Annotated in this window: 7 protein-coding genes; 3 read left to right on the forward strand and 4 right to left on the reverse strand. The window is 54.1% G+C overall.

Translation table 11 applies throughout. The features are described 5' to 3' along the window. Positions 1 to 198 precede the first annotated feature (198 nt). Complete coding sequence (locus tag CHB92_RS17620) at positions 199 to 2,421, reverse strand: bifunctional alpha,alpha-trehalose-phosphate synthase (UDP-forming)/trehalose-phosphatase (RefSeq protein ID WP_089320557.1); 2,223 nt, start codon at positions 2,419 to 2,421, stop codon at positions 199 to 201. Positions 2,422 to 2,716: 295 nt separating this feature from the next. Here CHB92_RS17620 and CHB92_RS17625 point away from each other — a divergent pair, with 295 nt between their 5' ends. Both CHB92_RS17625 and CHB92_RS17630 read left to right on the forward strand, forming a co-directional pair. Continuing rightward, positions 2,717 to 3,805 (forward strand): mechanosensitive ion channel family protein, encoded by a 1,089-nt coding sequence (locus CHB92_RS17625; RefSeq protein WP_089320558.1) that lies wholly within the window; start codon positions 2,717 to 2,719, stop codon positions 3,803 to 3,805. Positions 3,806 to 3,851: 46 nt separating this feature from the next. Then, positions 3,852 to 4,451 carry a DUF2179 domain-containing protein gene (locus tag CHB92_RS17630; RefSeq protein ID WP_089320559.1) on the forward strand — a complete coding sequence of 200 codons (600 nt, stop codon included), beginning with the start codon at positions 3,852 to 3,854 and terminating at the stop codon, positions 4,449 to 4,451. 92 nt (positions 4,452 to 4,543) lie between these two features. Here CHB92_RS17630 and glgB read toward each other — a convergent pair whose 3' ends face one another. From glgB to CHB92_RS17645, 3 genes are read right to left on the reverse strand one after another with little or no spacing between them, the layout of a single operon-like run. Continuing rightward, positions 4,544 to 6,922 carry a 1,4-alpha-glucan branching protein GlgB gene (gene glgB, locus CHB92_RS17635; RefSeq protein ID WP_245842681.1) on the reverse strand — a complete coding sequence of 793 codons (2,379 nt, stop codon included), beginning with the start codon at positions 6,920 to 6,922 and terminating at the stop codon, positions 4,544 to 4,546. Continuing rightward, positions 6,915 to 10,244 carry a maltose alpha-D-glucosyltransferase gene (treS, locus tag CHB92_RS17640; protein ID WP_089320560.1) on the reverse strand — a complete coding sequence of 1,110 codons (3,330 nt, stop codon included), beginning with the start codon at positions 10,242 to 10,244 and terminating at the stop codon, positions 6,915 to 6,917. Before treS ends, glgB begins: the two co-directional genes overlap by 8 nt. A 29-nt stretch (positions 10,245 to 10,273) precedes the next feature. Next, positions 10,274 to 12,295: an alpha-1,4-glucan--maltose-1-phosphate maltosyltransferase gene (locus tag CHB92_RS17645; RefSeq protein WP_089320561.1), complete on the reverse strand. Its 2,022-nt coding sequence runs from the start codon at positions 12,293 to 12,295 to the stop codon at positions 10,274 to 10,276. A 214-nt stretch (positions 12,296 to 12,509) separates the two neighbouring features. Between CHB92_RS17645 and treZ the strand changes: the two genes are divergently transcribed. Next, complete coding sequence (treZ, locus tag CHB92_RS17650) at positions 12,510 to 14,354, forward strand: malto-oligosyltrehalose trehalohydrolase (RefSeq protein ID WP_089320562.1); 1,845 nt, start codon at positions 12,510 to 12,512, stop codon at positions 14,352 to 14,354.

The following is a 14,354-nucleotide window of genomic DNA, read 5'->3' on the forward strand; positions in this document are numbered from 1 at the left end:
CTCCTTCACAAGAGCAGCTCTTTGCTTTTAACTACCTATCATCTTTTACCACTGTTGTTTGGGGTAAAGGAATCAACCTTAAAGCTTTCCTTCTTAAACAGCCTGTTAGGAAAGCATAAAATAACCCTTGTTTCAAACAAAAAGAGCCTCCTATCTTACTGTAGGAGGCTCTTTTTGTCATGTAGGTTTAGGACTGTTTCAACCGGTCATCAAGGCACCGCCTGATGTCTGCTCTTGCTTGCTGCTTGACTGTACGAGACGGAGGAGCGTCTTACGGGCTTCCTCGCAGGTGTCTACGTGGTACTTGGCAACAGAATAAGCATTGCCTACTTTAATGGTGTAAGCTTCCCGCGGCATGGCCTTAAAGATGTCTTCATCGCCCCAGTCATCGCCCACTGCCACTACAAATTTGTGCGGGAACTTGCTTAGCCAGTAACTGGATGCTTTTCCTTTGTTTATCTCCTGCGCCTTCACCTCCACTGCCATCTGGCCGTCCAGTACCTGTAGGTTACTGTTAGAGGCCAGGAAATTCAGGTGGCTCACCAGCTCGCGTGCCCGCAGGTCACCCAAGCCTGTTTCTACCCGACGGTAGTGCCATACCAGCGAGTACTCTTTCTCTTCGATAAACGAGCCTGGGGTACGGTCCACGTAGAGGTCCAGAATCAGGCGAATGTCCTTTTTCCAATCATCCATCAGGCTTAGCATGGTTTGCCAGCCGGTTCCGCGCTGCTTGATCCACACCCCGTGTTCTGCAATGATATCGATGTTCAGGTGGCCCAGCCAATCCTGCATGGTGGCTTTCTCACGACTGCTAACCACTACCACCCTGTTCTTCGGGTTACTGCTGATAAGTTCCAGCAGGTCCATTAGCTCATCATCCGGCCGGGCCATCAACGGACGGTTACGGTAGTCTACCAGCGCGCCGTCATATTCGAGGAAGAATAAGCGGGAGCTGGCCGAATCATAGGCATCGCTCATCTCCAGGAAGGTAGCCTCATCCAGGTAAGAGGTAGCCAGCGACATCTGCTTGATCTTCACATAAGACAGCCGGTCCATGAACATGCTCACCCAGTGGTGAATGTTATAGCGCTGCAGGGACTCCTGCATGTTCTGCATTTGGGCCTGCTGCATCTCTTCCGGCATCGTAAGGGCCGTATAGAGGGACTCGACGATCTGGTTGATGTCGTTCGGGTTGATCAGCAGGGCATCAGAAAGTTCTTTAGAAGCTCCTGCCATCTCGCTCAGGATCAGAACACCTTTCTGGTCCAGCTTGCTGGCCACATATTCCTTGCACACCAGGTTCATGCCGTCACGCATAGGGGTTACCAGCGCCACGTCGGCCATGCGGTAGAAAGCAGACAGGGTCTCCAGCGGATAAGAGCGGTAGAAATACTGGATCGGGTTCCAGTTGATGTGGCTGTACTTACCGTTAATGCGGCCCACCAGCTCATCTACCTCCTCTTTCAGCTCCTTGTATTTCTCCACCGCATCACGGCTTGGCACCACCAGCATCAGCAGGGTTACCTGCTCATGGAATTCGGGGTACTTCTCCAGGAACAGCTCAAACGCTTTCAGGCGTTGGGCAATACCTTTGGAGTAGTCCAGGCGGTCGATGGAGAGGATGATCTTCTGTGCGTTCAGGTTGCTGCGGTAAATACGTTCCCGCTTCTTTACTTCTTCCGAGGCGGCTGTGCCGGCGTACTTCTCGTAGTCAATCCCCATCGGGAAGGAGTCTACCAGCAGCGAACGGCTTGGCGTGTTAATCCAGCCATGCATGCTGCCATAGCCAACAATACGGTTCACAGAACTCAGGAAGTGGCGCATGTCGTCGTAGGTATGGAAACCCACCAGGTCAGCCCCCAGCATGCCCTCCAGCAGTGACTTGCGCCAGGGCAACAGGCGGAAGACCTCGTAAGACGGGAAAGGAATATGCTGAAAGAAACCGATGGTACTGTCCGGCAATCTTTCCCGAAGCATAGAAGGCAGCAACAGCAACTGATAATCGTGCACCCAAATGGTATCTTCCGGCCCGGCCTGCTTTACCACCTCCTCACAATACTTCTCGTTCACCTTCACATAGGTTTCCCACAGTTGCTGCTCATAAATGGCATACTGGCTAAAGTAGTGGAAGGTAGGCCATAAGGTTTCATTGCTAAAGCCCTCGTAGAACTCCTTTATCTCCGTTTCGGTGAGGAAGACAGGGTGCATGTTTTCAGGACGCAGGTCCTCGGTGATCTTGTCCTGCTTTTCCGGTTCATTCACTACCATACCAGGCCAACCTATCCAGAGGTTGTCCTTCTGTTTGTAAATGGAACCCAAGCCGGTTGCCAACCCGCCTTCACTCGTCTTGTAGCTGAGTTCCCCCTCCTTTTCTTGCAGTTTTACAGGAAGCCTGTTCGATACAATGATCAGTTTTGCCATGTGTTATGGTAGTTTTCATTCAGTTTTCTAAAAACAGCCAGGTAGGGTGTTGAACCTGTTTCTGTTCTTGCACTGATGTTAGTGTGACTTTTATCCTCTATTCTGATTTATCTATATTTTACCTCTAAATCTTACGTAAAAAAAGCGATTGTGTTCTAGTGTATAGCATAATATCTATAAAGCCATATATATAAACACTTTATGGATTTGGAGCTATCAGATACAACCCAAGGAGGCAAAGCGAAGTAAGCACTGAATTGCATTCACCCTTAAGATAGAAAACAATTTGCACTTTATGGAGTACCTGGAACAACTATTTAGTCGTTACCATGATTTTTTTATTGGTGTCGCCACATTTGTTGTCGCAGTTATATTGGGGCTTGTTGTAAAGCTCATCTTGTTTAAGCTCTTGCGCCTTTACAACAGGCACGATAATCCCGTACTGGTTAAATCGCTTACGGCGCACCTGAGCAAGCCAATTGCACTGTTTCTTCCCTTGCTGTTCGTGTCCATCACCCTAGCAACTGCGGAAAACGAAGAAGAGGTGCTGCGGCCCCTGCGCCGGCTGATTGAAATCATGAACATCCTGACCTTCGCCTGGATACTTATAGAGCTCACCAACGTGGCGCGCGACATGGTCCGGCACAAATACGCCATCGACAAACCCGATAATTACCGGGAACGGAAGCTCTTCACCCAACTGCAGTTCCTCCGGAAGCTCACGATAATACTCATTGTTTTTGTGGCGGTCTCGTTGGTGCTCTTAAGCTTCGAGCCCGTGCGGAAGCTGGGGACCGGTCTGTTAACCTCTGCCGGCGTGGCCGGCATTGTGATCGGCTTTGCCGCGCAACGGTCCATCGCTAACCTGCTGGCAGGCCTGCAGCTGGCATTTACCCAGCCCATCCGGCTCGACGATGTGTTGGTGGTAGAGGGCGAGTTTGGGCGCGTGGAGGAGATTACCATGACCTACGTGGTCTTGCGAATATGGGACAACCGGCGTCTGATCCTGCCGCTTAATTATTTTATCGACAAGCCCTTTCAGAACTGGACCCGCACAAGCTCCGATATCCTGGCAACCGTATACCTGTACACCGACTATTCATTGCCCATAGATGCCGTACGGCAGGAGTTTGACCGCATACTGGCCAATACCCCACTGTGGGACAAGAATGTAAAAGTACTGCAGGTAACCGACTCGAAAGAAAAAACCCTGGAGCTACGGGCCCTGATGAGTGCTAACAGCTCGGCCGTTGCCTGGGATCTGCGCTGCCTGGTTCGTGAAAAGCTAATTCATTTTATCCAGCAGAATTACCCTGAAAGCTTGCCGAAGACCCGGTCTGAGTTTGTGGGCAATAAACTACCAGCCATAGCCGAACTTTCGTAAGTTAGGCCTATTATTCTACCGCGCTCATTTATGCTTAACAGTCCTTATGAATTATTTTGAAGGCATAGCCCCTGGAATCGTGGAGTGGGTGATCATACCTGCTCTTATCTTTCTGGCCCGTATTTGCGATGTCACGCTAGGTACACTGCGTATCGTCTTTATCTCCAAAGGCGACAAGGCAATTGCCCCTATCCTGGGCTTCCTGGAGGTTTTGATCTGGCTCATCGCCATTACCCAGGTCATGGAAAACCTCAGTAACGTAGCCTCCTACCTGGCCTGGGCCGGAGGGTTTGCAACAGGCAACTTTCTGGGGCTACGGGTAGAGCAAAAGCTGGCACTGGGGCAGATGGTCGTCCGCGTGATCACGGTGGAGCCTGCCGATAAACTGATCGAACGGCTCAAGGGCCGTGGCTATCGCCTAACCTGCGTGGACGCCCGCGGGACAAGAGGCAAGGTCAACCTGTTGTTCATGATCGTGAAGCGTAAAAAGCTGGACGAGGTACTCGGTATCATCAGAGACTACAACCCTCAGGCCTTCTATACAGTGGAGGATGTGCGTTCTGTTTCCGCCTTCGATGTTCCGCAGGAGGAGTCCCAGCGCAAAGCAGGCTTCCGAAAGCTCTTCCCGCTCCGGAAGGGGAAATAGGCTAGCCCTTCTTTAACAAGGCATAAAAGCCAGAAGAGGCAGGGAAAGCTTTCCTGCCTCTTCTGGCTTTCACATGAGCTCATTGCGTTAAGCTATTGCCGCATGCCGGGTCTGTACTTAAAGTATACCACAGCTAAAGGCGGAACTTTGAGGATAAGGGAATTGCTTCTACCATGGAATGGCTCTGGCACTGCAAACAAAGGCTCCGTGTTATGCACGTTGCTGCCTCCGTAGCGCCCGTCATCCGAGTTGAAGATTTGTATCCATTCGCCGTCATGCGGCACGCCCAAACGGTAGTGCTCGTGTACCACAGGCGTAAAGTTACACACCACCAGTATCTGCTCTTCCGGCCTGTTGCCCTTCCGCAGGAAACTGATCACGCTGTTATGCGCATCGTTGTAGTCGACCCACTCAAAGCCTTGCGGATCAAAGCTGTGCTCATACAGGGCTGGCTCGTTTTTGTAAATAGCGTTCAGCTCCCGTAGCTCGTCCTGTACGCCCTGGTGGAAACCGTACTGTAACAGGTGCCAGTCCAGGCTGCTATCATGGTTCCACTCACCGCCCTGTGCTAGCTCTGCCCCCATAAACAGCAATTTACCGCCTGGGTGCGCGTACATATAAGCATACAGGGTACGCAGGTTTGCAAAACGCTGCCAATCGTCTCCGGGCATCTTCTGGAGCAGCGATCCTTTGCCATGCACCACCTCGTCGTGAGAAAGCGGCAGCATGAACTTCTCAGAGAAGGCGTACATCATGCTAAAGGTGATCTCGCCCTGGTGGTACCGACGATATACGGGGTCCTTGGAGAAGTAATCCAGGGTATCGTGCATCCAGCCCATCATCCACTTCATGTTGAAGCCTAGTCCGCCGTTCTCGATTGAGTTGGTAACACCAGGCCAGGCCGTAGACTCCTCTGCCACCGTTCTTACATCCGGGAATTTGTCGTGCACCGCCTTGTTGAAGTCCTTCAGGAACGAAATAGCCTCCAGGTTCTCCCGTCCGCCATACTCATTCGGGATCCACTCCCCTTCCTTACGGCTGTAATCCAGGTAAAGCATGGAAGCCACGGCGTCCACCCGCAGGCCGTCAGCATGGTACTTGTCCAGCCAGAAGAGCGCATTGCTGATCAGGAAAGAGCGCACCTCGTTGCGGCCGTAGTTAAAGATATAGCTGTTCCAGTCCGGGTGGAACCCCTTGCGGGGATCTGCGTGCTCGAACAGGTGCGTGCCGTCGAAGTAGGCCAGGCCGTGCTCATCTGACGGGAAGTGCGAGGGCACCCAGTCCAGGATCACGCCAATGCCGTGCTGATGCAGTACATCGATCAGGTGCATCAGGTCCTGCGGTGAGCCGAAGGTGCTGGCCGGGGCAAAGTAGCCCGTTACCTGATAGCCCCACGACCCGGCGAAGGGATGGAACATAATCGGCATCAGTTCCACGTGCGTAAAGCCCATGTCCCTCACATAGGCTGGCAACTCCTCTGCCAACTCCCGGTAGGTAAGCGGGCGGTTATTGTCTTCAATCTTGCGTCGCCAGGAACCCAGGTGCAACTCGTATACGCTGTACGGCTGGGGCTGGCTAGCCAGGCTTTTGCGCTGCTGCAGCCACTCCTGGTCCTGCCACTCGTAGTTCAACTCGGCCACCACAGAGGCGGTCTGTGGCGGTGCTTCCCGGCTAAAGGCAAAGGGGTCACTCTTCTCCACATGGTACAGGTGGTAGCGCGATTTGATATGGTACTTGTACAACATGCCTTCCGGTACGTCAGGAATAAAACCTTCCCAGATACCAGAACCGTCATCCCGCTGCAGCAGCTGGTGGCTCTCGCGGTTCCACCCGTTAAAATCACCGATCAGGGAAACGGATTCGGCATTAGGCGCCCACACGGCAAAGCAAATGCCCTCCTTGCCCGCGTACTCCATCTTATGCGCCCCCAATTTCTCGTATAGGGAATAGTGCCGGCCTTCTTTAAAGAGGTAGATATCAAAGTCTGTCAGCAGGCTGGCTTTGTACACGCCATTGTTATCCAGTTCGGCAGGCTCGCCAGACGGCTGCGCCACGTTTCCCTGGCCTCTCGCATTTACTTTGATATACTCCTGCACGTTGTCTGAAGAGGCAATAGGAGCTACCACCTCTGTCTCTTCTGCATGGACATCCCCCTTCTTAGGTCTGCCGCGTTTAGGCTGGTCCGGGGTCTCTGCCTCCGATTTCTTTGGCCTGCCGCGCTTTTTAGGCTTATCCTCCCCAGCGCCTGCTTCCGTTACAGGCGAGCCCATTTCAGCCGCCGGAGTCGTGTCCGTGGCTTTCGAGCGGCCTCGTCTGGCAGTAGGCTTGTCGCCGGCAGCTGCCTCGGCTTTGGCATCCTTCGCTGCCATCGGCTCATCCCCTTTCGTGCTTTTTTTTGCGGGGGCTGCCTTTTTTGCTGCTTTTTTGCCTGTTGCCTCGTCGGTGGTTGTGCTTTCTTTTTTCTTAGCCATTCTTATACTTCCTCATGATGTATTTAATGCCTCTGATCGGGATAAGCACCCAATCCGGACGGTTGTTTAATTCGTATCCGAGTTCATAGATCGCCTTCTCTAACAGGAAGGTGTGGATCAGTATCTCGAAGTCTTCTTCCTGCGCCGGCACGATACCCGTACCCTGCGTCTTACCCAGGTAATTGTGCATAAAGAACCCGCTGGCGTACTGGTACCACTGCTCGGCCCACGCCTCCAGGTAGTCTACGTCCTCGCGGCGTAGCCCTTCCTGTTGGAACAGGGCACTGTAGGCGGCGTAGTGGAACGAGCGAATCATTCCGGCCACATCGCGCAGGGCCGACCGCTTTAAGCGGCGCTCGCTGAACGAGCGGGCCGGTTCACCCTCAAAGTCGATGATGTAAAAGTCCTTGCCCGTAAACAGCACCTGCCCGAGGTGATAGTCCCCGTGCGTTCTGATCTTCAGCGTATCTATTTTACGGGAGAAGATCATCTTCAGGCGCTCGAGTACTTCCTCGCGAATGTGGAGCACTTCCTCGGCCTCCCCCCTGACACTGTCTGGCAGGTTCGGCAGGTGCTTCTGCAAACTGTCAAAGTTGCTGCGCACCAGGGAGGTTAAGGAAGAGTACAGGGAGCGCTGGTAGTGCAGCGAGAACTCTTCCGGGTTAAAGTCTTTGTCATCGGTTATGCTGCCAAGCGCCAGGTGCATCTCTGCCGTGCGCAGGCCTAAAAGCTCTACCCGCTCCACATGCGCTCCGCCCAGCTGAAGCTGTACCTCTTCCGGGATAGCGGAGAAAGGCAGGGGCCGGGCCAGCGAGCCTCCCGCCTGCTTCACCTTCATGCGGTCGGTCTGTGTCAGGAGCCGCTCATACAGGCGTTTCAGCGAGTCGCCAATATAACTCCAGGCGTCTCCCTGGTTTGGCACCAGCTCCTGCAGCATCACCAGCACCATCGGCTGCTTATTCTCTTCGTGCTGTTCCAAGGAGCCTAGGTAGCGGGGTACATTCTCGAAGCCGACTTTCTCGGTCAGCATCTGCACAATCTCCACGTCCGGGTTCATGGTCCTGTCCAGTTTCCGGTATACCTTCAGGAACAGGGCATTGTCGTAAACAACGGAGGTATTGCTCTGTTCCGCAGCCAGAATCTTGGAAGTGAGTGGTCCTTCTACCTCCCGGATGATGTCGGTCACATTGCGGCTGCTCTGCCCTATCAGCTCGGCACCGTTCTGGCTTACCCTTTTGCGCTTGACCATCATCTGCAACAGCATTTGCCGGAACTCCTCGCTGTAGAGCGCATCGTACAGGATACCGTCCTTGCCATCTACTGCCACGCGGGCAATCACGCTGTTCGGGGATGCGTCCCGCAGTTCCTGCTCTTCTTCGCCGGTGGCAAAGCCAACAGGCAGCTGGTACATCTCCGGTAAGCCTTCGTTATAGCTTACCTCTATAAACAGGAGTGAGGCACCTGTCTTGCCCAAAGGCAGCGGCATGTTGTTTACAACCTGCATGCGCTGCACTGTTCTCGCCTTACCGCCGAACCAACGCCGCTGGTACACATAACTTGGCAGCACCTGCCCTTCCAGTGCTTTCAGGGTCTTGCCGTCCAAGGCTTCCTTCAAAGACCCTAGCTGCACCACCCGCTGCTGCTCACCGGTTCCCTGTCCAACTTCCTGTGCCTGTAGCTCCATCCAGTAATAACCGTGGCCGCTCAGGGTAAACAGGTAATCGTCGTCTTTGATGTTCGGGAACTTGTTCTTGCTAAACACCTCCACTGGCGTACGGCCCCGGTACTCGTGCAGGTCCAGCTCCACGGCCTCCGGGAAGCGTGATAGGTTGGCGATCACCAGGATGGTCTCGTTCTCATACTCCCGCACAAAAGCCAGTACTTTGGCATTGCTTGGCGATAGGAACTTGATCGTGCCGCGGCCAAAGGCTTTGTAGCGCTTGCGCATGTTAATGATGCGGCGCATCCACCAGAGCAGTGAGTTGGCGTTATGGTTTTGCGTTTCCACGTTCACCGACTCGTACTTATACTCTGGGTCAATGATCACAGGGAGGTACAGGCGCTGCGGGTTTGCGGAAGAGAAACCGGCGTTGCGGTCCTCGTTCCACTGCATGGGAGTGCGGACCCCATCCCGGTCACCGAGGTAGTAGTTATCGCCCATTCCGATTTCATCGCCGTAGTACACCACGGGTGTGCCACGCATCGAGAAGAGCAGCACGTTCATCAGTTCGATTTTGCTGCGGTCGTTGCCCAGCAGCGGGGCCAGGCGGTGCCGTATACCCAGGTTAATGCGGGCCTGCGGGTCTTTAGTGTATACCTTGTACATGTAATCCCGCTCCTCGTCCGTCACCATCTCCAGCGTCAGCTCGTCGTGGTTGCGCAGGAACATGGCCCACTGGCAGCTCTCCGGAATCTCCGGCGTCTGGTTAAAGATGTCGATGATCGGATAGCGGTCTTCCATCTTCACAGACATGAACAGGCGCGGCATGATCGGGAAGTGATAGTTCATGTGGCACTCATCCCCGTTTCCGAAGTAAGAAGCAGAGTCTTCCGGCCACATGTTGGCCTCTGCCAGCAGCAGCTTCCCTGTGTACTTCTCATCCACGTGCGCACGCAGCTTCTTCAGGAAGTCGTGGGTCTCGGGCAGGTTCTCGCCGTTTGTGCCTTCCCGCTCGAACAGGTAAGGCACCGCATCCAGGCGGAAGCCGTCCACTCCCAGGTCCAGCCAGTAGTCCAGCACCTTAAACACCTCTTTCTGCACCTCCAGGTTATCATAGTTCAGGTCCGGCTGGTGCGAGAAGAAACGGTGCCAGTAGTACTGCTGTGCCACAGGGTCCCAGGTCCAGTTGCTTTGCTCCGTGTCTGTAAAGATGATGCGCACATCTTTGTACTTGGTCGGGTCGTCTGTCCACACATAATAGTCCCTGTACTTCGAATCCCGCTTCGCCTTGCGGGCCCGCTGGAACCAAGGGTGCTGGTCAGACGTGTGATTAATAACAAGCTCTGTAATTACCTTCAGCCCGCGCTTGTGCGCCTCCCGCACAAAGACCTTGAAGTCCTGCATGTTGCCGTAAGACGGGTTGATGCTGAAGTAGTCGGCAATATCGTAGCCGTCGTCCCGAAGAGGCGATGGGTAGAATGGGAGCAGCCAGATCGCCGTCACACCTAGGTCCTCCAGATAGTCAAGCTTCTGCATCAGCCCTTTAAAGTCGCCAATGCCGTCGCCATTCCCATCCTTAAAAGCCTTAATGTGCAGCTCGTAGATGATCGCGTCCTTGTACCAGAAAGTGTTGTCGTCTAACAGGTCTTTGTTATCTGCCATAGTTATGTGTGGTGATCATAAGGGTTTTCTTATTCGTTGCTGTGGTGCTCGTTTGGCAGCCAGTTGTCATCTAAGTCTGCGTGTCCCATGCCCGGGGTAGCTTCCTCAATCCGGAACACGTGTACCGGCATCTCGTGCGGACGAAGCTCTACGTAGTTCCACTCCGATGTCCAGGTGTACTTGCGCTCCGTAAGCAGGTCATGCACCAGGTACTGTTGCCCATCCTGCATCTTCAGTTTCCACAGCGGTACTTTTACCCAGCCGGCTTGCGTGTGGTAGGGGTCCAGGTTGATGATCATCAGCATTTTGTTCTTGTAGTCGCTGCTCCACTTGGCGTAGCACAGGAAGGCCGGGTTATCCGTATCGCCAAATGCAATGTTCCAGGTGGTCTGCAGGGCAGGGTTTACCTTCCGGATTTTGTTGATGAGCGTGATCACTTCCCGGATCTTGGTCAGCTTGCCCCAGTCCCAGTGCTTGATCTCATACTTCTCCGAGTCGAGGTACTCTTCTTTGCCGGGTACCGGCGTGGCAATGCCGAACTCGTAGACAGGGCCATAAATACCATAGTTAGAGGACAAGGTGGCCGCCATCACCACGCGGGTAATGTGCGCCGGCTCTCCCCCCTCCTGCAGGGCCACCGGGTTAATGTCCGGCGTGTTAGGCCAGAAGTTAGGGCGGTAATACTCCCGCAGCTCCGTTTGCGTGAGCTCCTGCATGTACTCCCGTAGTTCCTGCGCGCTGTTGCGCCAGGTGTAATAGGTATAGGTCTGCGTGAAGCCGATCTTAGCCAAACGCTCCATCACACGGGGGCGGGTAAAGGCTTCGGACAGGAAGATCACCTGCGGGTACTCGCGGTGTACCTCGGCAATCACCCATTCCCAGAAAGCAAAGGCCTTGGTATGGGGGTTATCCACCCGGAACACAAAAACGCCCTGGTCTATCCAATGAAACAATATCCTTCTCAGCTCGCGCCACAGGTTCGGCCAATCCTCTGTTTCAAAGTTCACCGGCAGTACGTCCTGGTACTTTTTAGGAGGGTTCTCTGCATACTGCACGGTGCCGTCCGGGCGCCACTTAAACCACTGCGGGTGCTCCTTTACATACGGGTGGTCCGGTGAGCACTGAATGGCAAAGTCCAGGGCCACCTCTATGCCATGCTCCCGCGCCTGGTGCACAAACCCACGGAATTCCTCCAAGGTGCCCAACTCTGGCAGGATGGCGTCATGACCGCCCTGCTCTGAGCCGATGGCCCAGGGAGAGCCAGGTTCTCCGGGCTCAGAGGTAACCGAGTTGTTCTTGCCCTTGCGGAAGGCATGGCCGATCGGGTGGATCGGTGGCAGGTAAATCGTATCGAAGCCCATCTCCGCAATGCGGGGCAGCAGGCGCTCACAGTCCTTAAAGGTGCCGTGGCGTCCGGCTTCCTGGGCTGTAGACCGCGGGAAAAACTCATACCAGGCACTGAAAAGCGCTTTCTGACGCTCTACGTTCAGCTGCAAGATCTTATCGTAGGTGGTCACGTTCTTGCGCTCACAGCAGGCATTCATCAGGTCGCTCACGTCGTGACCGGTAGCCAGGGCTACGGCTTCGGCGTGCGAGTTACTTTCCCGGAGTTGCTCCGCCCACTTGTACAGGCGCTTCTGCTGGCCTGGCTTGGCTGTTTCCGCGGCCTCCTCCAGGTGCTGTGCCCCAATCTGGAGCTCCACGGTGATGTCCTGATTTGCCTCAAACTTCTTTTTAAGGCCTTTCTGCCAGGTAAAAAAGTGGTCCACCCAACCTTCCACGGTGTACTCGTAGGTCCCCATGCCGTCGGGCGCAAAGGTTGCCTCCCAGCGGTCGTTTCCTAAGAACCGCATCGGCACCCGCTCCCACTTTTTCTTCCGTTGGTGGCGGTAGAGCAGTTCTGCCTTTACCTCATCGTGACCGTCGCCGAAGACATCGGCCGTCACCACCATCTCCTCTCCCACCACGCGCTTGGCAGGGTATCGCCCACAATTAATCTCTGGTTTTACATTCTCTATAACAACGCGTTTTGTTCCTTCGAGCTGTTCCATGTATATGTTTCTGCTTTGACTACTGTAGTACTATACTTAGATAAATAGGTTACGCCATATATTTTAAAATAGACAAGAACATACGTCAGGGGGCCGGTAGCAACAGCCAATGCACTAAAAACTTTACCCTCAGCTGCTAACCGTGTTCACTAAAAAGGAACAACCAATTGCCCATTTAGCCAGTTAATACGTGCTAAGGAAAAAGAAAGACCTTATGTCAATACTAAGAGAAATTGGAGGCATTTATCACCCCGACAAGGGTACCACCTTTACCGTTTGGGCTCCAGAAGCGGAGCTGGTAGAGGTCGTACTACATCAACCCGAAAAGAAAACGTTACCTCTGCAACGCGAAGCCTTTGGGTATTGGACTGGTTTGGCCGAAGATGCTGGCCCCGGCTCGCTTTACACCTTTAAGATAAACAAAGAAATTGAAAGACCTGACCCTGCCTCGCATTTTCAACCAGAGGGAGTACACCAGGCTTCGGCCGTAGTAGACCACAGCGGGTTTGAGTGGACGGACCAGCAGTGGAAAGGCCTGCCCCTGGAGCAACTCCTTATTTATGAGCTGCACGTCGGCACCTTTACCGAGGAGGGCACTTTCGAGGGTATCATCCACAAGCTACCAGAGCTAAAAGACTTGGGCATCACGGCGATTGAGCTCATGCCCGTGGCCCAGTTCCCCGGCAACCGCAACTGGGGCTATGACGGGGTTTACCCATTTGCCACCCAAAACTCCTATGGCGGGCCCGAGGGACTGAAAAAGCTGGTGAACGCCTGCCATGAGCAGGGCATCTCGGTGGTGCTGGACGTCGTGTACAACCACATGGGACCCGAAGGGAATTACCTCAACGACTTTGGCCCCTACTTCACCGACAAGTACCATACCCCCTGGGGAAATGCCCTTAATTTCGACGACGCCCACTCAGACCACGTCCGCAACTACTTTTTCCAGAACGCCCTGATGTGGCTACGCGACTACCACCTAGACGCGCTGCGCCTGGATGCCGTGCATGCCATTTACGACACCGGGGCCCGGCACTTTCTGCAGGAACTGCGGGAGCACGTAACCCAACTGGCAGACCAGCAAGGACGCCCTTACCTGCTCATTGCCGAAAGCGACCTGAGCGATGTGCGCCTCATCAACCCCATTGAACAGGGAGGCTATGGCCTGGACGCCCAGTGGTTCGACGATTATCACCACACCATCCATACCTTAGTAACAGGTGAAGTGGAAGGCTATTATGAGGATTACGGCAAACCTGAGCAATTACAGAAAGCACTGGAGAAGACCTTTGTGTACGACGGGCTCTATTCGGAGCACCGGAAAAAGACCCTGGGGACCGATGCCTCGGCTAACCCGCCACAGCAGTTCGTGGTGGGCTCGCAGAACCACGACCAGGTAGGGAACCGCATGCTGGGCGAGCGTCTGCCCCAACTCGTGTCTTTCGAGATGCTGAAGGCCGTGGCAGGTCTCGTGCTCCTGTCGCCCTATGTGCCTATGCTGTTTATGGGAGAGGAATACGCCGAGGAGCACCCCTTCCTGTACTTTGTCAGCCATACAGACCCGGACCTGGTAGAGGCTGTCCGGAAAGGAAGACGGGAGGAATTCTCGGCCTTTGCCTGGAAGGGAGAGGCACCGGACCCTCAGAGCGAAGAGACTTTCCAGCAATCTAAACTGCAGTGGAGCTACCACTCTAATGAACAACAGAACAAGCTGCGGGAGTTTTACAAAGAATTGATTCAGCTGCGTAAAACAGCCCCTGCCCTGGCCAAGCCGAGCAAACAGCAGATGCAGGTACACATGGAAGACGAAAGCCTTGTGCTGCACCTTATTCATAAATCAAAAGAACCTTACCTTTATTGCCTGTTCAACCTGAGCAAGCAGCCCCAGCGCGTACAGCTCTTGACCACAGAAAAGGACGCTAATTGGCAGCCAATACTGCACTCTGCCGACAGAGCATGGGGCGGCCCCGGTATAGAACAGCAAGAAGCCCTGCAAGGACAAGCCGAAATAAACCTTCCGGCAGCCTCTGTTCTTGTGCTACAACACCAGCAATAA

The sequence above is a fragment of the Pontibacter ummariensis genome, assembly GCF_900188175.1.
Classification (GTDB): domain Bacteria; phylum Bacteroidota; class Bacteroidia; order Cytophagales; family Hymenobacteraceae; genus Pontibacter; species Pontibacter ummariensis.

Bases quoted from the DNA above. Each gene is read 5' to 3' on its own strand.
- CHB92_RS17620 (WP_089320557.1), bottom strand. From the start codon at position 2,421: ATGGCAAAACTGATCATTGTATCGAACAGGCTTCCTGTAAAACTGCAA.
- CHB92_RS17625 (WP_089320558.1), top strand. From the start codon at position 2,717: ATGGAGTACCTGGAACAACTATTTAGTCGTTACCATGATTTTTTTATT.
- CHB92_RS17630 (WP_089320559.1), top strand. From the start codon at position 3,852: ATGAATTATTTTGAAGGCATAGCCCCTGGAATCGTGGAGTGGGTGATC.
- glgB (WP_245842681.1), bottom strand. From the start codon at position 6,922: ATGGCTAAGAAAAAAGAAAGCACAACCACCGACGAGGCAACAGGCAAA.
- treS (WP_089320560.1), bottom strand. From the start codon at position 10,244: ATGGCAGATAACAAAGACCTGTTAGACGACAACACTTTCTGGTACAAG.
- CHB92_RS17645 (WP_089320561.1), bottom strand. From the start codon at position 12,295: ATGGAACAGCTCGAAGGAACAAAACGCGTTGTTATAGAGAATGTAAAA.
- treZ (WP_089320562.1), top strand. From the start codon at position 12,510: ATGTCAATACTAAGAGAAATTGGAGGCATTTATCACCCCGACAAGGGT.